Origin of the sequence: Streptomyces sp. NPDC051183, assembly GCF_040682455.1 — a bacterium.
GTDB lineage: Bacteria > Actinomycetota > Actinomycetes > Streptomycetales > Streptomycetaceae > Streptomyces.
Genome location: NZ_JBFBBA010000014.1, coordinates 19,365 through 39,317 on the forward strand (window position 1 = coordinate 19,365; position 19,953 = coordinate 39,317).

The following is a 19,953-nucleotide window of genomic DNA, read 5'->3' on the forward strand; positions in this document are numbered from 1 at the left end:
CAGAAGGTTACGTTGCAATCACTGTGATCTGCGTCTCGCGTGAAGGACCTGTGTGCGAGATGGGGAGGAGATCCACTACCGGAAGGACCTCAACCGCAGGCTGTTGGTGACCACGAAGACTGAGGAGAAGGCCATCGCGGCCCCCGCGATCATGGGGTTGAGCAGGCCCGCAGCCGCCAGCGGCAGGGCCGCCAGGTTGTAGCCGAAGGCCCAGAACAGGTTCCCCTTGATGGTGGCCAGCGTCCGGCGGGAGAGTCGGATCGCGTCCGCCGCGACCCGCAGGTCGCCCCGTACGAGGGTGAGGTCGCCGGCCTCGATCGCCGCGTCGGTGCCGGTTCCCATGGCCAGCCCCAGGTCGGCCTGGGCCAGCGCCGCCGCGTCGTTGACCCCGTCGCCGACCATGGCGACCGTACGGCCCTCGGCCTGGAGTCGGCGTACGACGTCCACCTTGTCCTGGGGCAGCACTTCGGCGATCACCTCTTCGATGCCCACCTCGCGGGCCACCGTCTCGGCGACGGCCCGGTTGTCGCCGGTCAGCAGGACCGGGGTGAGGCCGAGCTCCCGCAGCCGGGCCACGGCCTCGGCGCTGGTGTCCTTGACCGCGTCGGCCACGGTCAGCACCCCGCGCGCGGCCCCGTCCCAGGCCACCAGTACGGCCGTGGCCCCCTCGGCCTCGGCGGCGGCCTTGGCATCGGCGAGGGCGGCGGGCAGGGGGATCTCCCAGTCGGCCAGCAGCCGTTCGCGCCCCACCAGGACCGCGTGCCCCTCGACCACGCCCTGGACTCCGAGTCCGGCGACGTTCTCGAACGACTCGGGTACGGGCAGCTCCCCGGCCGCCTCGGCCGCCCCGGTCGCGACGGCCCGGGCGATCGGGTGCTCGGAGGCGTGCTCCAGGGCGCCGGCGAGCCGCAGCAGCTCCTTCTCGTCCACGTCCTCGGCGGCGTAGGTCCCCGACAGGGTCATCCGCCCGGTGGTGACGGTTCCGGTCTTGTCCAGGACGACGGTGTCCACGCGGCGGGTGGACTCCAGCACCTCGGGTCCCTTGATCAGGATCCCGAGCTGGGCACCCCGCCCGGTGCCGACCATCAGGGCCGTCGGGGTGGCCAGGCCCAGGGCGCACGGGCAGGCGATGATCAGGACGGCGACGGCGGCGGTGAACGCGGCCGTGGGGTCCTCGGTGATCAGCAGCCAGGTCACCCAGGTGCCGAGCGCGAGCAGCAGCACGATCGGCACGAAGATCCCGGAGATCCGGTCGGCGAGGCGCTGCACCTCGGCCTTGCCGTTCTGCGCGTCCTCGACCAGCCTGGCCATCCGGGCGAGCTGGGTGTCGGCGCCGATCCGGGTGGCCTCGACGACGAGGCGGCCGGAGGCGTTGACGGTGGCGCCGGTGACGGAGTCGCCGACGGACACCTCGACCGGGACCGATTCGCCGGTCAGCATGGAGGCGTCCACGGCGGAGCTGCCCTCGACGACGGTGCCGTCGGTGGCGATCTTCTCGCCGGGCCGGACCACGAAGCGGTCCCCGACGGCGAGCGCGCTCACGGGGATCCGCACCTCGGCGGCGCCGCGCAGTACGGCCACGTCCTTGGCGCCCAGCTCCAGCAGGGCCTTCAGGGCCGCGCCGGCCTTCCGCTTCGAGCGGGCCTCCAGGTACCGGCCCAGCAGGATGAAGCTGACGACGCCGGCGGCCACTTCCAGGTAGATGGCGGAGGAGCCGTCCGTGCGCGAGATGGCGCCCCCCTGATCGGTGAAGAGGGCGAATCCGTGCCGCATGCCGGGCATGCCCGCGTGGCCGAAGAACAGGGCCCACAGCGACCAGGCGAAGGCGGCCAGGGTGCCGACCGAGACCAGGGTGTCCATGGTGGCCGCGCCGTGCCGGGCGTTGGTCCAGGCGGCCTTGTGGAAGGGGAGGGCGCCCCAGACGACGACGGGGGCCGCGAGGGTGAGCGAGAGCCACTGCCAGTTGTCGAACTGGAGGGCCGGGACCATCGCGAGCAGTACGACGGGCAGCGCGAGCGCGGCGGAGACCAACAGTCGCCCGCGCAGCGCGGCCAGGGCGGGGTCGGGGGCCTCGGGGCGCTCCTCGTCGACGGCCGCGGCCGCGGGGGCGGGCGGCGGGGGCTCCTCGGCGGTGTAGCCGGTCCTGACGACGGTCGCGATCAGGTCCGCGACCCGGATGTCCCCGGTGTAGGAGACGTGGGCCTTCTCGGTGGCGTAGTTCACCGTGGCGCTGACGCCGTCCATCCGGTTCAGCTTCTTCTCGATGCGGGCCGCGCAGGAGGCGCAGGTCATTCCGCCGATCGAGAGTTCGACCGCCGCTATGGGTCCGTCGTGCACAGTGCTGGTCATGTTCCGGCTCCAGGGGGAGGGCCGGGGCGTACGGAACCAGTATGAGCTGGCCGGCACGCCCCGGCGGGGTACGGCCGAAGGGGGAAACTCAGATCTGGCCGGCGAACTCGTACCCGGCCTCGTCCACGGCGGCGCGCACGTCGGCCTCGGCGAGCGGGGCGGCGGAGACCACGGTGACCTCGCCGGTCGCGGCGACGGCCTTGACGGAGCTGACGCCCGCCAGGGCGGAGAGCTCGCCGGTCACCGCGCCTTCGCAGTGCCCGCAGGTCATGCCGGTCACCCGGTAGACGGTGGTGGTCTGGGTGTCCGTGTCGGCGCTCATGTCGTTCTCCTCTTTCAAGGGCGTGTCCGGTCGCCGGAAGGCGGTCGATCGCTCCACCGTCCTCCCGACCCTCCAAGACTATACCCCTAGGGGGTATGGATGCGAGTACCCCTTCCGTTGCTTCGTCCGGCAGGGTCGTGAAGTGGCCGACCCCCGCGAACCGTATGTAAATAGCATGTATGTCGCATTCGGTCACGCTCGTTCTGATCATGGCCATCGCCGTGCTCGCACCCCTGCTCGCGTACGCGGTGGGGAGGTGGCTGCCGGTACCCCTGGTGATCTTCGAGATCCTGCTCGGGATCCTGGTCGGGCCGGACGTGCTGGGATGGGCCGTCACCGGCGAGGTGATCGACGTGCTGAGCCGGCTCGGACTCGCGATGCTGATCTTCCTGGCCGGTTACGAGATCCAGCTCGACCGGGTCGGCGGAGGCACGCTCAAGAGGTCGCTGTGGGCCTGGCTGATCGCGCCGGCACTGGGACTGGGGACCGGGACCCTGCTCGCCCACGGGGGCGGCTTCGACAAGGGCGTCTACGTCGGCACGGCGCTCACCAGCACCGCGCTGGGCGCGATCCTGCCGGTGCTGAGGGATGCCGGGGACCTGCAGAGCCGGTTCGGGTCCGTGATGCTGGCGATGGGGGTCGATCGGCGAGTTCGGCCCGATCATCGCCATGGCGCTGCTGCTCAGCGGGCGGGCGCCGGCTCGCTCGGCGGCGCTGCTCGCGGGCGGGCGGGTGCTGGTGCTGCTGCCGGTGTTCCTGCTGCTGTTCCTGGTGGTGCGGGGGCTGCCGATGTGGCTGCTGGCCCCGCGGGACCTCGGGCGGCGGGACCGGGCGGCGCTGGTGCTGTTCGGGGCCACCGCGCTGCCGCTGGTGGTGGCGATCACCACCATGGGCGTGCAGGACGGCAAGGTCGCGCCCGGGGAGGCCGCGGCGCTGGTGGGGGCGGGGATGCTGTCCGTGCTGGTGTTCCCGCTGGTGGGGCTGCGGCTGCGGGCGGGCGCGGCCCCCCGCCCCGGCCGGGTCAGCGAGGGTGAGTCGTGGTGATCATCGGCTCCAGGTAACGCAGCAGGACGGTCTTGAGCTCCGCGATGTACGCGGCGCGCTCGGCGCCCTCGTGGGCGAGGATCAGGTCCAGGGACGACTTGAAGATGCCCAGGATCATGTTCGAGGTGCGCTCCAGATCGGCCGGCGTGGCCTCGGGGGTGAAGCTGTGCAGCACCCCCTCGACGCGGGTGATCAGGCCGGCGTGCAGTTCCTCGTGCTCCTGGGCGATGCCGGGGATGCCGGAGCCGTGCATCAGCGCCCAGAAGGCCGGGTTCTCGCAGTTGAAGGCGATGACCGGGTCCAGGACTGCGTCCAGCAGCTGGGGCAGGGGGCGTTGCAGGTTCTCGGGCAGGAAGGCCTGGCCGTGCATCTCGTGCGCGCGCTGGAGCAGCTGCCCGCCCAGCTCGACCGCGATGGCCTCCTTGTTCGGGAAGAACTGGTAGAGCGTGCCCGGCGAGACGCCGGCCTCGCGGGCGATGGCGCTGGTGCTGGCGGCCGCGTAACCGGTACGGCAGAACACGCCCGCGGCGGCGGCGAGGAGCTGGCTGATGCGCCGCTCCCCCCGGGCCTGGCGGCGGCGGGGTGTGCTTTCAGTGATTTCAGTGGGTTTGTCCGCGGTGGTCCTCGGCATGTCCAATCCCTTGCTTCCCATTGCTTCCCGTGGGCGATTGACAAACGCGAGTGGTCACTCGCATTCTGGGAAAACGCGAGTGACTGCTCGTGTTTGCCAGTCTAGGTTGATCTGGCAATCGCGGTGAAGGGGACACCGAGTCATGCCCAAAGTCAAGAATCCGCCGTCGCCCGGGGAGAGCGGCCGGTGGACCCGGTTCGTCACGGCCAGGCCGCGGCTCTCACTCCTGCTCGCCCTCGTGGCCACCGCGCTCGCCGTGTTCGCGGGCGGCGGAGTCGCCGACCGGCTGGGCAGCGGAGGCTGGGAGGATCCGGACGCCCAGTCCACCTATGCCGCCCGGGCCCTGGAGCGCGAGTTCCCCGGCTCCCAGCCCAACCTGCTGCTCCTCGTCGACGCCGGTGAGGGCGCCGCGGGGGTGGACGACCCGGCCGTCGCGGCCGAGGCGGAGCGGCTCACCGCGCAGCTCGCGGCCGAGCAGGGGGTGGCCGGGGTCGGCTCGTACTGGCGCACGCAGCTGCCCTCGCTGCGCTCCGAGAACGGCCGACAGGCCCTGATAGCCGCCCGGGTGCTCGGCGACGAGAAGACCGCCACCGCCGTCCTGGACCGCATCGCCCCGCGCTACCGGGGTGACCACGGACCGGTGCGGGTCTCCCTCGGCGGGCCCGTCGCGGTCCAGCGCGAGGTGACCTCCACCATCCAGGAGGACCTGCTGCGCGCCGAGGTCATCGCCCTGCCGGTGACCCTCGTCCTGCTCATCCTCGTCTTCGGCAGCGCCGTGGCCGCCCTGCTGCCGCTCGGCGTGGGCATCGTGGCCATCCTCGGCACCAATGCCGTCCTGCGCGGCCTCACCGAGTTCACCGACGTCTCCGTCTTCGCCCAGAACCTGACCACGGCCCTGGGCCTCGGACTCGCCATCGACTACGCCCTGTTCATCGTGCGCAGGTTCCGCGAGGAGCTCGCCGCCGGGCGCGATCCGGTGGCGGCCGTCGGGGCCACCCTGCGCACCGCCGGGCGCACCGTCCTCTTCTCCGCCCTGACCGTCGCCGTCGCGCTCTCGGCGATGCTCTTCTTCCCCATGTACTTCCTGCGCTCCTTCGCCTACGCGGGGGTCGCGGTGGTTCTCCTCGCCGCGGCGGCCGCGCTGATCGTGCTGCCGGCGGCCCTGGTGCTGCTCGGCGAGCGGGTCAACTCGCTGGACCTGCGCAGGCTCTGGCAGCGCCGGAGGACTGCCGCAGGTGCGGCGGCCGCCCCCGCGGCGAGCGCCGAAGCGTCCGGACAGGGCTGGGGGAGGACGGCCTCGCTGGTCATGCGCCGGGCGCCGCTGTTCGCCGTGGCCACCACGGCAGGACTGCTGCTCCTCGGACTGCCCTTCCTCGGCGTGAAGTTCGGCACCGTGGACGACCGGCAGCTGCCCAGGACCGCCGAGTCGCATGTGGTCCAGCAACAGATCCGTGACGGCTTCCCGGGCGCCCCGGGAGGCGGCCTGACCGTACTGGCCGAGGGGGCGGCGGGGGCCGGCGAGCTCACCGCGTTCCGGGACCGGGTGGACGCGCTGCCCGGGGTGGTCAGGGTCGACGGGCCGGTGAGCTCGGCGCCCGGGTCGCGCTACGCCTACTTCGAGGTCGTCACCGAAGGCGAAGCGGTGGGCGAACAGGCCCAGGACCTGGTCGCGGAGGTGCGCAAGGTCGACGCCGGGTTCCGTACCTCGGTGACCGGGCAGGCGGCGGTGCTCGTCGACGCCCAGAAGGCGATAGCCGCCGAACTCCCCGCGGCCGGGGCGCTGGTGGTGCTGGCCACGCTGCTGCTGGTGTTCCTGCTCACCGGGAGCCTGCTGATACCGCTCCAGGCGGTACTTCTCAACGCGTTGAGCCTGACCGCGATGTTCGGGGCCGTGGTGTGGGTCTTCCAGGACGGCAACCTCTCCGGGTTGCTCTCCTTCACCTCCACCGGCGACATAGAGACCACCCTGCCGGTGCTGATGTTCTGCATCGCCTTCGGACTCTCCATGGACTACGGGGTGTTCCTCATATCCCGGATCAAGGAGGAGTACGACCGGACCGGGGACCACGAGGGGGCGGTGCGCACCGGACTGGCCCGCACGGGCGGGCTGATCACCGCGGCGGCCGTGATCCTGGCGGTGGTGATGGTGGCCATCGGCACGTCGCGGGTGACCAACACCAAGATGCTGGGGCTCGGGATCGCGCTGGCGGTGCTCATGGACGCCATGGTCGTGCGCAGCCTCCTGGTGCCGGCCGTCATGAAGCTGACGGGCAAGGCCACCTGGTGGGCTCCGGGCCCGCTGCGCAGGCTCCACGAGAGGATCGGGCTCAGCGAGGGAGGCCCGGCACCGCAGGCACCGGAACCGGGGGAGGCGGGAGAACCGGAACGGGTCCCGGCGGGGGCGCGCTAGGCCATCTCCTGCGGCCTGCGACCTGCGACGTGCGACCTGCGGCGGCGGCCGGACGGGGCCCGGTGGGCCCCGTCCGGGGTGGCGCGATCAGTCTTCGCGGCGGCCCCGGTTCCCGGGGCGGCGGGCCACCCAGGCGCGGATGGTGTCGGCGTACCAATAGGGCTTCCCGCTCTCGACGTGGTCGGGCGCGGGCAGCAGCCCGTGCTTGCGGTACGAGCGCACGGTGTCCGGCTGGACCCGGATATGGGCGGCGATCTCCTTGTACGACCACAGCTGTCGGTCGCTCATCCACGACACCTCCTTGTCCACGCCGCGGGGCCGGCCGGGAGGCCGTCGGGGGAGCCGGCGCGTGGACAGTGACGATCACTCAGGTTGTGCCCGGAGAACGACGCAGGGTGAGGGCGGGGGAGGGCCTGTCGACCGGCTGTGACGGAAGACCCGCGTAATGCGGACATGTGTGACACAAGGGCGACCCCTGTGACAGATGCGGCACAGGGGTCGGGTGCAATCAGCGGTACAGGGACGGCCGTTCGGCCAGCTCCACGAGGGTGCGTACGCCGCTGCCCGACGCGGCCAGCCCCGCCTGCGAGACGGCCGCGGCCGCGTACCCGTCCCACGCATCGGGCCCCGCGACCCCGCCCCGGGCGGCCGCCGCCACCCAGCGCCGCAGCTGGCGGTCGTAGGCGTCCGCGAACCGCACCGTGAAGTCCTGGTCGATCTCCCCGCCCCAGCGGCCCGCCGACTGGACGACCATCGCGTGGCCGTCGCCGATCCGGGCGCTGCCGGACTCGCCGACCGCCTCGCACTGCACCTGGTAGCCGAAACCGCAGTTGACGAAGATCTCCACGTCCACGACGGCCCCGCCGGAGGTCTCCAGCAGCACGAGGCGCGGATCGCGCAGCCCCTCGCGGGCCGCGGAGGTGGGCGTCGGCGAGAGCACCGTCACGGCGGTGATCTCCTGCCCCAGCAGCCAGCGGGCCGCGTCCACCTCGTGCACCACCGAGTCGCTGATCAGCATGTCGCTCGTGAAGAAGGACGGGGAGGAGGCATTGCGGTGCCGGCAGTGCAGGAAGAGCGGCCGGCCGATCCCGCCCGCGTCCAGCAACTCCTTGAGCCGCTCGTACTCGGCGTCGAACCGCCGCATGAACCCCACCTGGACCAGCCGGCGGCCGAGCCGCAGCTCCGCCTCCATCACGCGCAGCGCCCCCGCCGGATCCGGGGTCAGCGGCTTCTCGCACAGCACCGGCAACCCCCGCGCCAACGCCTGCAGAATCGCTTCCTCATGCGCGGGCCCCGGCGAGGCGATCAGTACGGCCTGCACCCCGGGCGCGGCTATGGCGGCCGCCGGGTCGGTGTGCGCGCTCGCCCCGTCCAGGCCCGCCGCGGCCTCCTTCACACGGTCCCAGTCCGGGTCCGCCAGGGCCACCACCCGGGCCCCTCCGACGGTCCGCCCGATCCGGCGCACGTGGTCGGAGCCCATCTTCCCGGTGCCGATCACGGCGATGCCGAGCGTGCTGCTCATCGTTGATTCCTCCCAGACAGTGGTCAGCGGGCGCCGCAGGAGCGCAGGTAGGCGCGGGTGCGCCGGGCGATCGGCAGCGGCCGGTCGGGCGGGCAGGGGTACATGTCCTGCTCCACGATGGCGAACAGTTCCACGCCGAGCCGCTGGGCGGCCGCCAGTACGGGTTCCAGCGCGGGCACGCCCGCCGGCGGCTCGCACATCACCCCGCGCGCCACCGCCGGCCCGAAGGGCACCTGTCCGGCGACCACATCGGCGAGGATCCGCGGGTCCACCTGCTTGAGGTGGAGATAGCCGATCCGCTCGGCGAAGGTCTCGACCGCCTCGACGCTGTCGCCCCCGCAGTAGGCGTAGTGCCCGGTGTCCAGGCACAGGGAGACCAGCTCGGGGTCGGTGGCATCGAGGAACCGGGCCACGTTCGCCGGGGTGTCGATATGGGTGTCGGCATGCGGGTGGACGACGATCCGCAGCCCGTACCGGTCCCGTACCTCCCGGCCCAGGCGCTCGGTCTGCGTGGTCAGTTCACGCCATTGCCCGGGCGTGAGGGTGCGGTCCTCCAGCACCTCGCCCGTCTTGTCGTCCCGCCAGAAGGAGGGGATCACGACGAGGTGCTGCGCCCCCATGTCCCGGGTGAGCGCCGCGATCCGCGACACGTGGTCCCAGGTGTCCTCCCACACGGCGGGCCCGTGATGGAGTCCGGTGAAGACGGTGCCCGCGGACACGTGCAGGCCGCGCCGGGCGGTCTCGTCGGCGAGGCGGGCGGGATCGGTGGGGAGGTATCCGTAGGGGCCGAGTTCGATCCACTCGTACCCGCAGTCCGCGACCTCGTCCAGGAACCGCTCCCAGGGAGTCTGCCGGGGGTCGTCGGGGAACCAGACACCCCATGAGTCCGGTGCCGAGCCGATGCGGATACGGGTCAACGCGGGCGGAGAGGACGTCATGCGGCCACCTTAGGGTGCGAGGCTCAAGGTCACGGGGAAGACCGATCGGGAGGAGTGGTGTGCTGGTGACTACGGATCCGTTGGCGTTCGACCTGATCACGATGGGGCGGATCGGGGTGGATCTCTACCCCTTGAAAACGGGCGTACCGCTCGCGGAGGCGGACACCTTCGGGAAGTTCCTGGGCGGCTCCCCGGCGAACGTCGCGGTCGCGGCGGCCCGGCTGGGGCGGCGGACGGCGCTGATCACCCGGACCGGGGCCGACCCCTTCGGGGCGTATCTGCGCTCGGAGCTGCGCGGGTTCGGGGTGGACGACCGGTGGGCCGGGGAGGTGCCCGGCCTGCCCACGCCGCTGACCTTCTGCGAGATCTTCCCGCCCGACGACTTCCCGCTGTACTTCTACCGCTTTCCCAAGGCGCCCGACCTGGAGATCGCGGCCGAGGAGGTGGACCTGGACGCGGTGCGCGCGGCACGCGTGTTCTGGATGACGGGAACGGGCCTGAGCGCGGAACCCTCGCGGACCGCGACGCTGGCGGCGCTGGAGGCCCGGGCCAAGTCCGGGACCACCGTCTTCGACCTGGACTGGCGGCCGACGCTGTGGTCCGGGGAACCCGGGCAGTGGTACGAGCGGGCGCTGGCGCACGCGACGGTGGCCGTCGGCAACGCGGAGGAATGCGCCGTCGCCACCGGGGAGTCGGAGCCGTACGCGGCGGCGCGCGCACTGCTCGGGGCGGGCGTCGAGCTGGCGGTGGTCAAGCGCGGACCGCAGGGCGTGCTGGCCGTCCACCGCGACGGGACGGTGGCGCAGGTCCCGCCGGTGCCGGTGACCGTCGTCAACGGCCTCGGCGCCGGGGACGCCTTCGGCGGCGCCCTGTGCCACGGGCTGATCGCGGGCTGGGAGCTGGGCCGGACGATCGAGTACGCCAACGCGGCCGGGGCGGTCGTCGCCTCGCGGCTGGCGTGCTCGACGGCGATGCCCTTCGCGCACGAGGTGGAGGAGGTGCTGGGCCGTGCCGGTGGTGTCTGAGTGGGGGATGGCCTTCACCCGGCTGCGGGTGCTGGCCCTGGAGCCGGGGGAGGCGTACGCGCACGAGTGCGGGGACGCCGAGTGGATCGTGCTCCCGCTGTCGGGCGCCTGCGAGGTCAGCTGCCGGTCCGCGGCCCCCGGCGGCGGCGGACCGGAGGTCTTCGAACTGCGCGGCCGGCCGGGGGTGTTCGACGCCGTCACCGACTTCGCCTACCTGCCGCGGGACGCGCGGGCGCAGATCCGCTCCGTCGCCGGCGGGCGGTTCGCGCTCGCGGGGGCCCGGTGCGAGGAGCGGCTCCCGGCCCGGTACGGGCCCGCCGCCGGTGTTCCCGTCGAGCTGCGCGGCGCCGGGCAGTGCTCCCGGCAGGTCAACAACTTCGCCGCCGCCGGGGCGTTCGCCTGTGACCGGCTCATCGCCGTCGAGGTGCTCACCCCCGGCGGGAACTGGTCCTCGTACCCGCCCCACAAGCACGACGAGCACCACCCCGGCGAGGAGTCCCGGCTGGAGGAGATCTACTGGTTCGAGATCGCCCCGCACGGGGACACGCCCGGAGTCGGCTATCAGCGTGTCAGCCCGTCCCCGGCCGGGAAGACCGACATCCTCACCGAGGTGGGGACCGGCGACGCGGTGCTCATCCCGGACGGCTGGCACGGGCCGTCCATCGCGTCCCCCGGCCACGACATGTACTACCTCAATGTGATGGCCGGCCCGGACCGGACGCGGGAGTGGCTGATCCGCGACCATCCCGACCACGGCTGGATCCGCTCCACATGGTCCGGCCGGGACATCGACCCCCGGCTGCCCTTCCACCGCACGGAGGACCCCCAGTGAGGCTCACCGTGGCGCAGGCGCTCGTACGCTTCCTCGCCCGCCAGTACACCGAACGCGACGGGCAGCGCCGCCGCCTCGTCGCCGCGACCTGGGGGATCTTCGGTCACGGGAACGTCGCCGGGATCGGGCAGGCCCTCCTGGAGGCGGGCGGGCAGGAGATGCCCTTCCTCCAGGGACGCAACGAGCAGGCCATGGTGCACGCCGCCGTCGGGTACGCCCGCCAGTGCGGGCGGCTCTCCGCCCACGCCGTCACCACCTCCATCGGACCCGGCGCCACCAACCTCGTGACCGGCGCCGCCCTCGCCACCGTCAACCGGATCCCGGTGCTCCTGCTCCCCGGGGACACCTTCGCCACCCGGCCCGCCGATCCGGTGCTCCAGCAGCTGGAGGTCCCGTACGCCGGGGACGTGTCCGTCAACGACGCCCTGCGGCCCGTCTCCCGGTACTTCGACCGGATCACCCGCCCCGAGGCCCTGATCCCCGCCGCCCTCCAGGCCGTGCGGGTGCTCACCGACCCCGTGCAGACCGGCGCCGTCACCCTCGCGCTGCCGCAGGACGTACAGGCCGAGGCGTACGACTGGCCCGAGGAGTTCTTCGCCGAGCGGGTCTGGGGCGTACGCCGGCCGAGGCCCGACCGCCGGGAGCTCGCCGAGGCCGCCGAGGCCGTACGGGGCTCCGCGCGGCCCCTGATCGTCGCCGGCGGCGGGATCCGGCACAGCGGGGCGCAGGCCGCCCTGGCGGCGTTCGCCGAGGCCACCGGCATCCCGGTGGCGTCCACACAGGCGGGCAAGGGCGCGCTCCGCCACGACCACCCCGCCGACGTGGGCGGGATCGGGCACACGGGCACCGCCACCGCCGACGGCCTGGCCCGCGAGGCCGACCTCGTCATCGCCGCCGGGACCCGGCTGACGGACTTCACCACCGCCTCGGCGACCCTCTTCCGCAACCCCGCGGTGCGCTTCGTCGGCCTCAACCTCGACCCGTACGACGCGCACAAGCTGGCCGCCCGCCCCCTGGTCGCCGATGCGGCCGAGGCGCTCGGGGAACTCCTGGACGCCGTCGCCGGGTACCGGGTGGACCCGGCCTACGAGGCGGCGTACACCTCGGCGAAGGCGGACTGGGAGGCCCGCGTGGACCGGGCGTACGCCGTCCCCGACGAGGACGAGGACGCCCCGCCGACGCAGGCGCAGGTGCTCGGGCTGCTCGACGCCGTCGTCGACGGCACCGACATCCTGATCAACGCCGCCGGCTCGCTCCCCGGCGACCTGCACAAGCTGTGGCGCCCGCGCTCGCCCGACCAGTACCACGTCGAGTACGGCTACTCCTGCATGGGCTACGAGATCCCCGCCGCGATCGGGGTGGCCCTGGCCGCCCCCGGCCGGCCGGTGTGGGCGCTGGTCGGCGACGGGACGTACCTGATGAACCCGACCGAGATCGTCACCGCGGTCCAGGAGGGCGTCCCCATCAGGCTGGTCATCCTCGACAACCACGGCTACGCCTCGATCGGAGGCCTGTCCGGGGCCGTGGGGGGAGAGGGCTTCGGCACCGCGTACCGCTTCCGGGCGGCGGACGGCTCGTACGGCGGGGAGCCGCTGCCCCTGGACCTCGCCGCCAACGCGGCCTCCCTCGGGATGGCCGTGATCCGTACCCGCACCATCGGTGACCTGCGCAAAGCCCTCTCGGAGGCGCGCGCGGCGGACCGTCCCACATGTGTCTACGCACAGACCCGAACACCCGACACTGTGTCGGGCCCACCCCCGGCACAGGCGTGGTGGGATGTTCCTGTGGCCGAGACCGCGACCCGTGCGTCGGCGGTGGAAGCCCGCGAAGAGTACGACCGGCAAGCCGCGCAGCGACGTCGCCATCTGTGAAGGAGCAAGGCAATGAAGACCGTCAACCACTGGATCGGTGGCAAGACCGTCGAGGGCGCGTCGGGCAACTACGGCCCGGTCACCGACCCGGCCACCGGCGAGGTCACCACGCAGGTCGCGCTCGCCTCGGCCGCCGAGGTGGACGCCGCCGTACAGGTCGCCAAGGAGGCCTTCCAGAGCTGGGGCCAGTCCTCGCTGGCCGCCCGCACCAAGGTGCTGTTCGCCTACCGCGCCCTGCTGGACGCCAACCGCGACGCCATCGCCGAGCTGATCACCGCCGAGCACGGCAAGGTGCACTCCGACGCGCTGGGCGAGGTCGCGCGCGGCCTGGAGATCGTCGAGCTGGCCTGCGGGATCACCGTGCAGCTCAAGGGCGAGCTGTCGACGTCCGTCTCCAGCCGGGTGGACGTCTCCTCGATCCGCCAGCCGATCGGCGTGGTCGCGGGCATCACCCCGTTCAACTTCCCGGCGATGGTGCCGATGTGGATGTTCCCGCTGGCCGTGGCCTGCGGAAACACCTTCATCCTCAAGCCGAGCGAGAAGGACCCGTCGGCCGCCAACAAGCTGGCCGAGCTGATGAGCGAGGCCGGCCTGCCGGCGGGCGTGCTGAACGTCGTCCACGGCGACAAGGTCGCGGTGGACGCGCTGCTCGCGCACCCCGACATCGCGGCCGTCTCCTTCGTCGGCTCCACGCCGATCGCCCGCCACATCCACACCACCGCCGCCGCCAACGGCAAGCGCGTCCAGGCCCTGGGCGGCGCCAAGAACCACATGCTGGTCCTCCCGGACGCCGACCTGGACGCGGCTGCCGACGCGGCGGTCTCGGCCGCCTACGGCTCGGCCGGCGAGCGCTGCATGGCGATCTCCGCCGTCGTGGCCGTCGGGTCCATCGCCGACACGCTCGTCGAGAAGATCCGCGAGCGCGCCGAGAAGATCAAGGTCGGCCCCGGCAACGACCCGACCTCCGAGATGGGCCCGCTGATCACCGCCGCCCACCGCGACAAGGTCGCCTCGTACGTGAAGGGCGCGGCCGCGCAGGGCGCGGACGTGGTCCTCGACGGCACCGGCTACACGGTGGAGGGCAACGAGAACGGCCACTGGATCGGCCTGTCGCTGCTCGACAACGTCAGGACCGACTCCGACGCCTACCGCGACGAGATCTTCGGCCCGGTCCTGTGCGTGCTGCGCACCGAGACCTACGAGGAGGGCGTGGCGCTGATCAACGCCTCGCCGTTCGGCAACGGCACCGCCATCTTCACCCGCGACGGCGGCGCCGCCCGCCGCTTCCAGCTGGAGATCCAGGCGGGCATGGTCGGCGTCAACGTCCCGATCCCGGTGCCGGTGGGCTACCACTCCTTCGGCGGCTGGAAGGACTCGCTCTTCGGCGACCACCACATCTACGGCAACGACGGCATCCACTTCTACACCCGCGGCAAGGTCGTCACGACCCGCTGGCCGGACCCGTCCGACGCCCCGGCCGGCGTGGACCTGGGCTTCCCGCGCAACCACTGATCCCTTCCGGACCCGCCGACCGCTCGCCCCCCGCAACCCTCACGCGGGGGGCGAGTGCGTTTCCCGGGTCAGAGCAGGGACCAGACGTCCTGCGCGGCCGTGGCGGACCAGACCGCGTCGCCGTGGCCGTAGCCCGGGACGACCGAGTACGCGACGCGCCTGTTGCCGGCCGCGCGGATCAGCTCCGCGCCGCGCCGGTGGTCGCCGCGGCCCAGCTCGGTGTTGACCCAGACCACCTCGGCGCCGATCCGGCCCCAGTCGATCCGGTATGTCCTCTCGTCGCCCGCCCAGACCGCGGCCAGGTCCCGCATCAGGGCCGTCGGGAGCAGGCCGCTGCCCAGTGCCGCGGTCGCCGCGCGCCAGGTCGCCAGCGTGGTGTGGGCCAGGGCGAACCGGTCCTCGGCCGGGGTCGCGCCGAAGGTGTAACTGCCCGCGCTGTGGCCCTGGTGGTAGATCCAGTTCGCCGCGCCGGGCAGTACGGAGGTGCGGATCAGCGCGAAGTGGGCCAGCCCGGCGTTGGTGAAGCGCTGCGCGGGGTCCGGCGGCCACGGCACGGCCGAGGCGCCGCCCGGGTCGGAGACGGCCCGGGCGACCAGCCCGGCCAGCCCCGGGTCCACCGCGTGGGTGCCGCGGGCGAGCAGCCCGGCGTACACGTCCCGCGTCTGGGCCGCCCGTACGGCCAGGTCGCCCGTGTACGGCCCGGTCGTGTCCAGGACCACCACCCGCCGCAGCCGCGCGGAGCCGTCGTGCGAGGCCGCGTCCAGCGCCAGGGCGGCACCGGCGGAGTGCCCGGCGTACTGGTACGGCAGCCGCAGTACGGAGTCCAGCGCGCCCACCACCTTGGCCAGATCCCGGCGGTGCGCGGCGAGGCCCCGGTCGGCGGTGATGTCGGCGGCCTGCGCGGAGTCCTCGCGCGGGGTCACGCCGACGACCAACAGGCCCTGGCGGCGCAGCTCGTGGGCGAGGTTGTGGTCGCCGGGGCCGCCCGGGGTGAAGAAGTCGGCGCCGAAGTTCAGCCCGCCGCCGGGCAGCAGGTACGCGATCCCGCGCGGCGCCCGCGCCGTGTCCGCGACCACGTCCACGGTGACGGGGGCCGGGCCGCCGTCGGCGAGCGGGAGCGTGAGGCGTATCCAGCCGTCGCCGGGCAGGTAGACGGCGGTGCCCGTGCCGAGTGTCCGCTCGATGCGGGTCAGCAGGCCCGCGCCCTTGCTCGCGGAGCGGGCCGGGTCGAGCGCCTGGTCGGGCGCCGGGCCGAGGGCCGGTCCGGGCGTCCCGGAGGCCGCCGGTCCCGCCGCAGCGGCCTGTGCCCCCGCGGCGTGCGCCCCTTCGGCGGCGCCGAGCGCGAGGGCCGCCGCCCCGGCGAGTCCCCCCGCGAGCACCACCCGCCGGTCGGGACGGGAGGGGTCGCGGGCCGGCTGGTCGGGCCGGCCTGCGCTGTGCTGGTGTTCCATGGCTGGTGCCTCCCCGTAGCGGTGATGGCCGGATGCCACCACCCGGAGACACCCTCGCGGGTCAGCGGGCCCCAGCCAAGTCCGGTGTGGGTTCCGCTTCTTCGGACCCGGCGCGGCGGCGCACGCGCAGCACCCTGAAGACGATCGCGGCGCCCGCCAGCACCAAGGCGGCGCCCAGGGCGGGCCACGGCACGGCCAGGAAGGAGGCCTCCGAGCCGGATTCGAGGTCGGGGTAGAGCGACGCCCCGGCCGAGATGCTGACGGTGACCCGGTCCAGCTGCGGTGCGTCCGCCCAGTCCTCGGTCAGCTCGATCCGCTGGCCGGGCAGCAGCACCAGCTTCAGCTCGCGGGCCGGACGGTCCAGCACCGTGCGCCCGAACAGCCCCTCGGCGGTGACCCGCACCTTCGGCTCGACGACCACGTTGCCGCGGTTGACCAGGGTGTACGTGACCTTGGCGCGGGCGTCCTTCACCCAGGGCAGCAGCGGAGCCGCCCGGTCGACCCGTACGTCCTCCACGCTCAGACCCGGGGTCACCGGGCCGGGGACGCGGAAGTAGAGCCGGGCCCCCACCGAGCGCTTCACCCCGACCTGCACTTTGCCCTCCTTCTGCACCCCCTCCACGGCGGTGTTGAGGGCGACGATCCCGCCCACGTGGTCGCCCGGCGTCGCGTCCGCCGGGACCTTCACGGTGAACGGGATGTCCTTGCGGCCCTTGGGCGGCACGGTGACCGTCGTCGCGGCCTCCGGCGCCAGCGCGATCCAGGTGCCGACGTCCTTGGGCGCGGTCTCCACCGGCAGCAGCGCGAAGGCGCCGCCCACCGGGGTGTTCACGGCATCGGTGGCGAAGACCCGGAACGTCAGCTCCTTGTCGGAGGAGTTCAGGATCGTCGCGCTGTCGGTGATGGTGCCGCCCGCCTCGCCCTGGTGGAAGAAGTACGCGCGGTCGGCCATCTGCGCACCGGCCGGAGGCGTCGGGAAGACGCCCCAGGTGCCGTTGTCCGCGGCTGCGGCGGGACCGGCGGAGAGGAGGCCCGCGCCCAGGAGGAGCAGGCCGGCGAGCAGACCGTACAGAGCGCTGCGGGTGCGTATGCGGCTACGGGTGCGGAGGCGGGTGCGCATGGGCGGTTCTCCAGACGGGGCGGACAGGGGGAAGGGTGGTGCGGTGCCGGAGCACCGCACCACCCGGTGGGGCTGGTGGGGCGGGGTCAGGCGATCGAGAAGGTGACGACCGACTGGTAGGTGTCGGCGAACATGAACGGCGGGAGCTGGATCATCCCGGCGCCGCCGACCTCGAACTCGCCACCGGTCAGGTTCTCGCCGCCCGCGTTCTGGGAGGCGATCTTCATCGGGGTGTCGGAGATCGCACCGGGCGCACCGGCGGAGCAGGTGCTCGGGCTGTCCGCGTTGGTCACCTTGCAGGTCGGCTGGATACCGATCTGCGCCTTGGTCATCGAGTGGCCGGTGGCCTCGTTGAGGAACGGCGTACGGGTCGCCGAGACGTCCCAGCCGAGGGTGCCGCCGCGGAAGTCCTGGACGGACATCGCGGTGAACTGGCCGACGACCGACTGGGGCTTGCCGTTGATGGTCACCTTGCCGAAGCTGACGGCCGGGTTGCCGCCCTGCGGGCCGATGGCCAGCGGACCGGGCAGCACCTCGACGTCGACCGGGTTCTTCACGCCGGGCTGGTCCTTGACGAAGACGAAGTCCTTGTACGGGGTGATGGCACCGTCGATCTTGATCTGGTCGGTGTCCACGTTGATCGTGATGGCGCAGGTGGCGGTGCCGTCGGCCGCCGCCGTGCCGCTGCCCGTCTCACCGGTCGCGGCGCCGCCCTTGAGGGCGGAGCAGGTGACCGGGCCGGCGGGGAAGTTGGCGCCGGTCACGGTGACCGGGGTGCCGGCCTTGCCGCTGTTGGGCGTCAGCCTGGTCGTGATCGGGTCCTTGGGCAGGGCCTCCACCGCGACCGAGCCGAGGGAGGCGCTGGGGCGCGGATCCGGGGTGCAGACGGTGGTGAATATCGAACCGTTGAGGTCCGCGTCGACCACCGACAGGTCCAGGGCGACGTGGACCGTGGTGCCCTCGGTACCGTCCGGGATCTTGATGGTGCCGGAGAACCCCTTGGGGTCCAGCGGCTTCCCCGCCTCGACGTTGACCGTCTCGGGCGGGCTGACGACCACCTGGGTGGTCGTGCCGACCTTCAGGGTCACCTTGGAGGTGTTCACCGTCGTGACGGAGAAACCGGGGAGCAGCGGGCTCGCGCCCGGGTCGATGGTGATCGGGACGACCTCGCCGGCCTTGGCACCGTCCGGCAGGGTGATCGTCCAGTTCTGGTTGCCGGAACCGTCCGCCTGCGGCGCCGGGGCATCGCAGTTCTCGAAGACGGGAGTGGTCTTCGTCGCGGCCTGCGCGGAGCCGGCCAGGCCCACCACGCCACCGGTCAGGGCCAGGGACAATGCGCCCGCCCCGGCCAGAACTCTTCGTCGGAACGTTGTACTCACTGGGTCGCGACTCCTTCGTCAGACGAACCCCTCCCCCCACCCGCTGTGTGGGGGAGGGCCGAGCCGGTGCGGTGGCCGACATTGACGCGTCGCGGTGATGAGAAGTCAATGGCTTGCTTTCGCCCGAAGCACTCAGAAATTGATGTGCCATCAGGCCAGGTCGGGCAGGTGGCCGGATACCGACCGGACGGTGAGCGGACGGTGAGCGGTGCCGGTGGGGTTGATGGGTTCGCGGGACGTCTCTGACCTGCTCCGACCTGGTCCGACCCGGTCCGACCCGGGTCCGCGGGGCCCGTCGGCGACCGGGCCGGCGGGCCGCTGCGACCCGGGCCGGATGCGCGTACGGGCGGGCTACCCGGCGGTCGGTACGTGCAGCAGCAGGTTCGGGGTCCCGGCGGGGAGGGCCGTGATCCGGCCGGGAACGGCGCCGCCGACGAGCGCCTGGGACACCTGGGCCGGGGTCCTGGCCGTGCCGCCCGCCAGGACCAGCGCGGCGACACCCGCCGCGTGCGGGGCCGCCATCGAGGTGCCGGAGGCCCGCGCGGTCGCGGTGGCGGAGCCCTTCCAGGCCGAGGTGACGGCCACGCCCGGCGCCGCCAGGTCCACGCACCTGCCGTAGTTGGAGAACAGGGCCCACCGGTCGGCGGCGTCGGTGGCGCCGACCGTGACGGCCTGCGGAACCCCGGCCGGGGAGCCGGCGCAGGCGCTCTCGCCCGCGTTGCCGGCGGCGACGGTGAAGGTGATGCCGGCCGCCACCGCCCGCGTCACCGCCCGGTTCAGGGCGAAGCTGTAGCTGCCGCCCATGCTCATGTTGGCGACCGCCGGGGCGGCGCCCGCCGCCAGGGAGTCCCGCACCATCCAGTCGATGCCGCCGACCATGGCCGACAGGGTGCCGTTCCCGCGGCAGTCGGCGACCTTGACCGCAACGAGCGAGACCCCCTTGGCGACCCCGTACGTCGCCCCGCCGATCGTCCCCGCGACGTGCGTGCCGTGGCCGTTGCAGTCGGCCGCGGGCTCCATGAACACGGTGTTGACCCCGTGCCGGGCGCGGCCGCCGAACTCCTGGTGGAGGGTGTTGATCCCGGTGTCCACGACGTACGCGGTGACGCCCTGCGCCGCGGTGGCGTACGTGTACGAGCCGTCGAGCGGGAGCTCGCGCTGGTCGATCCGGTCCAGCGGCCAGGGCGCGGGACTCTGCACCTGGCCGTCGCTGATCCGGAACTCCGCGTCCGGCTCCACCGAGGCCACCCGCGGGTCCGCGGCGAGGGCTGCGGCGCGGGCGGCGCTGGTGCGGACGGCGAAGCCGTTCAGTGCGGTCTCGTACACCGCCCCGACCTCGTCGCCGGCCGCCTCGGCCTCGGCGACGAGGGCCCGGGCGGGCGCCCGGGAGGCGTGGTCCCGCAGGACCACGACATAGGCGGCGGTGGGGGTTTCGGCGGGCAGCGGCGCGGGCGAAGCGGCCCCCGCCAGCAGGGCGGCGGGCAGCAGGGCGGCCGGGAACAGGGTGGTGAATGCGGTCATGCGCCCGATGCTCGGCGAGGCGGGCG

Annotated in this window: 15 protein-coding genes and 1 pseudogene; 6 read left to right on the plus strand and 10 right to left on the minus strand. The window is 73.2% G+C overall.

The window, feature by feature from the left end:
- Nucleotides 1-75 precede the first annotated feature (75 nt).
- The gene (locus tag AB0M99_RS14730) at nucleotides 76-2,349 is read right to left on the minus strand and encodes a heavy metal translocating P-type ATPase (protein ID WP_365920201.1); all 2,274 of its coding nucleotides are present in this window, start codon (nucleotides 2,347-2,349) and stop codon (nucleotides 76-78) included.
- 88 nt (nucleotides 2,350-2,437) lie between these two features.
- Nucleotides 2,438-2,671 (minus strand): cation transporter, encoded by a 234-nt coding sequence (locus AB0M99_RS14735; RefSeq protein ID WP_365920203.1) that lies wholly within the window; start codon nucleotides 2,669-2,671, stop codon nucleotides 2,438-2,440.
- A gap of 179 nt (nucleotides 2,672-2,850) precedes the next feature.
- Between AB0M99_RS14735 and AB0M99_RS14740 the strand changes: the two are divergent.
- Nucleotides 2,851-3,715, plus strand: a pseudogene (locus AB0M99_RS14740) (cation:proton antiporter).
- Here the strand turns inward: AB0M99_RS14740 and AB0M99_RS14745 are convergent.
- Nucleotides 3,693-4,346 (minus strand): TetR/AcrR family transcriptional regulator, encoded by a 654-nt coding sequence (locus AB0M99_RS14745; protein WP_365920205.1) that lies wholly within the window; start codon nucleotides 4,344-4,346, stop codon nucleotides 3,693-3,695. The pseudogene AB0M99_RS14740 and the gene AB0M99_RS14745 sit on opposite strands and share 23 nt — an antisense overlap.
- Nucleotides 4,347-4,488: 142 nt before the next feature.
- On the opposite strand from AB0M99_RS14745, the gene AB0M99_RS14750 reads away from it, so the two are divergent.
- Nucleotides 4,489-6,756 carry an MMPL family transporter gene (locus tag AB0M99_RS14750; RefSeq protein WP_365920207.1) on the plus strand — a complete coding sequence of 756 codons (2,268 nt, stop codon included), beginning with the start codon at nucleotides 4,489-4,491 and terminating at the stop codon, nucleotides 6,754-6,756.
- Between the two features lie 87 nt (nucleotides 6,757-6,843).
- Here the strand turns inward: AB0M99_RS14750 and AB0M99_RS14755 are convergent, their stop codons facing one another.
- The 3 genes from AB0M99_RS14755 to AB0M99_RS14765 all read right to left on the minus strand — a co-directional run bounded on the left by AB0M99_RS14755 (nucleotide 6,844) and on the right by AB0M99_RS14765 (nucleotide 9,216).
- Nucleotides 6,844-7,044, minus strand: coding sequence for a MarR family transcriptional regulator (locus AB0M99_RS14755; RefSeq protein WP_365920209.1), 201 nt, complete (start codon nucleotides 7,042-7,044; stop codon nucleotides 6,844-6,846).
- A gap of 220 nt (nucleotides 7,045-7,264) precedes the next feature.
- On the minus strand, nucleotides 7,265-8,278 hold the full coding sequence (locus tag AB0M99_RS14760; protein ID WP_365920211.1) for a Gfo/Idh/MocA family oxidoreductase: 1,014 nt from the start codon (nucleotides 8,276-8,278) through the stop codon (nucleotides 7,265-7,267).
- 23 nt (nucleotides 8,279-8,301) lie between these two features.
- A complete protein-coding gene (locus tag AB0M99_RS14765; RefSeq protein ID WP_365920213.1) occupies nucleotides 8,302-9,216 on the minus strand; it encodes a sugar phosphate isomerase/epimerase in 915 nt (304 codons plus the stop codon).
- A 101-nt stretch (nucleotides 9,217-9,317) separates the two neighbouring features.
- Between AB0M99_RS14765 and iolC the strand changes: the two genes are divergently transcribed.
- The 4 genes from iolC to AB0M99_RS14785 are packed head-to-tail and all read left to right on the plus strand — an operon-like array spanning nucleotide 9,318 to nucleotide 14,456.
- Nucleotides 9,318-10,241: a 5-dehydro-2-deoxygluconokinase gene (gene iolC, locus AB0M99_RS14770; RefSeq protein ID WP_365920440.1), complete on the plus strand. Its 924-nt coding sequence runs from the start codon at nucleotides 9,318-9,320 to the stop codon at nucleotides 10,239-10,241.
- A gap of 7 nt (nucleotides 10,242-10,248) precedes the next feature.
- On the plus strand, nucleotides 10,249-11,073 hold the full coding sequence (gene iolB, locus AB0M99_RS14775; protein ID WP_365920442.1) for a 5-deoxy-glucuronate isomerase: 825 nt from the start codon (nucleotides 10,249-10,251) through the stop codon (nucleotides 11,071-11,073).
- The gene (gene iolD / locus AB0M99_RS14780) at nucleotides 11,013-12,944 is read left to right on the plus strand and encodes a 3D-(3,5/4)-trihydroxycyclohexane-1,2-dione acylhydrolase (decyclizing) (RefSeq protein WP_365920215.1); all 1,932 of its coding nucleotides are present in this window, start codon (nucleotides 11,013-11,015) and stop codon (nucleotides 12,942-12,944) included. The genes iolB and iolD overlap by 61 nt, the downstream gene beginning before the upstream one ends.
- Nucleotides 12,945-12,956: 12 nt before the next feature.
- On the plus strand, nucleotides 12,957-14,456 hold the full coding sequence (locus AB0M99_RS14785) for a CoA-acylating methylmalonate-semialdehyde dehydrogenase (protein ID WP_365920217.1): 1,500 nt from the start codon (nucleotides 12,957-12,959) through the stop codon (nucleotides 14,454-14,456).
- A gap of 68 nt (nucleotides 14,457-14,524) precedes the next feature.
- On the opposite strand, the gene AB0M99_RS14790 is transcribed toward AB0M99_RS14785, so the two are convergent.
- The 4 genes from AB0M99_RS14790 to AB0M99_RS14805 form a co-directional block, all read right to left on the minus strand.
- The gene (locus tag AB0M99_RS14790; protein ID WP_365920219.1) at nucleotides 14,525-15,907 is read right to left on the minus strand and encodes a hypothetical protein; all 1,383 of its coding nucleotides are present in this window, start codon (nucleotides 15,905-15,907) and stop codon (nucleotides 14,525-14,527) included.
- Between the two features lie 61 nt (nucleotides 15,908-15,968).
- A complete protein-coding gene (locus AB0M99_RS14795; protein WP_365920221.1) occupies nucleotides 15,969-17,027 on the minus strand; it encodes a DUF916 domain-containing protein in 1,059 nt (352 codons plus the stop codon).
- 86 nt (nucleotides 17,028-17,113) lie between these two features.
- A complete protein-coding gene (locus AB0M99_RS14800; RefSeq protein WP_365920223.1) occupies nucleotides 17,114-18,406 on the minus strand; it encodes a hypothetical protein in 1,293 nt (430 codons plus the stop codon).
- A 351-nt stretch (nucleotides 18,407-18,757) separates the two neighbouring features.
- Nucleotides 18,758-19,927, minus strand: coding sequence for a S8 family serine peptidase (locus tag AB0M99_RS14805; RefSeq protein WP_365920225.1), 1,170 nt, complete (start codon nucleotides 19,925-19,927; stop codon nucleotides 18,758-18,760).
- Between the last annotated feature and the right edge of the window lie 26 nt (nucleotides 19,928-19,953).

Bases quoted from the DNA above. Each gene is read 5' to 3' on its own strand.
- AB0M99_RS14730 (WP_365920201.1), bottom strand. From the start codon at position 2,349: ATGACCAGCACTGTGCACGACGGACCCATAGCGGCGGTCGAACTCTCG.
- AB0M99_RS14735 (WP_365920203.1), bottom strand. From the start codon at position 2,671: ATGAGCGCCGACACGGACACCCAGACCACCACCGTCTACCGGGTGACC.
- AB0M99_RS14745 (WP_365920205.1), bottom strand. From the start codon at position 4,346: ATGCCGAGGACCACCGCGGACAAACCCACTGAAATCACTGAAAGCACA.
- AB0M99_RS14750 (WP_365920207.1), top strand. From the start codon at position 4,489: ATGCCCAAAGTCAAGAATCCGCCGTCGCCCGGGGAGAGCGGCCGGTGG.
- AB0M99_RS14755 (WP_365920209.1), bottom strand. From the start codon at position 7,044: ATGAGCGACCGACAGCTGTGGTCGTACAAGGAGATCGCCGCCCATATC.
- AB0M99_RS14760 (WP_365920211.1), bottom strand. From the start codon at position 8,278: ATGAGCAGCACGCTCGGCATCGCCGTGATCGGCACCGGGAAGATGGGC.
- AB0M99_RS14765 (WP_365920213.1), bottom strand. From the start codon at position 9,216: ATGACGTCCTCTCCGCCCGCGTTGACCCGTATCCGCATCGGCTCGGCA.
- iolC (WP_365920440.1), top strand. From the start codon at position 9,318: ATGGGGCGGATCGGGGTGGATCTCTACCCCTTGAAAACGGGCGTACCG.
- iolB (WP_365920442.1), top strand. From the start codon at position 10,249: ATGGCCTTCACCCGGCTGCGGGTGCTGGCCCTGGAGCCGGGGGAGGCG.
- iolD (WP_365920215.1), top strand. From the start codon at position 11,013: ATGGTCCGGCCGGGACATCGACCCCCGGCTGCCCTTCCACCGCACGGA.
- AB0M99_RS14785 (WP_365920217.1), top strand. From the start codon at position 12,957: ATGAAGACCGTCAACCACTGGATCGGTGGCAAGACCGTCGAGGGCGCG.
- AB0M99_RS14790 (WP_365920219.1), bottom strand. From the start codon at position 15,907: ATGGAACACCAGCACAGCGCAGGCCGGCCCGACCAGCCGGCCCGCGAC.
- AB0M99_RS14795 (WP_365920221.1), bottom strand. From the start codon at position 17,027: ATGCGCACCCGCCTCCGCACCCGTAGCCGCATACGCACCCGCAGCGCT.
- AB0M99_RS14805 (WP_365920225.1), bottom strand. From the start codon at position 19,927: ATGACCGCATTCACCACCCTGTTCCCGGCCGCCCTGCTGCCCGCCGCC.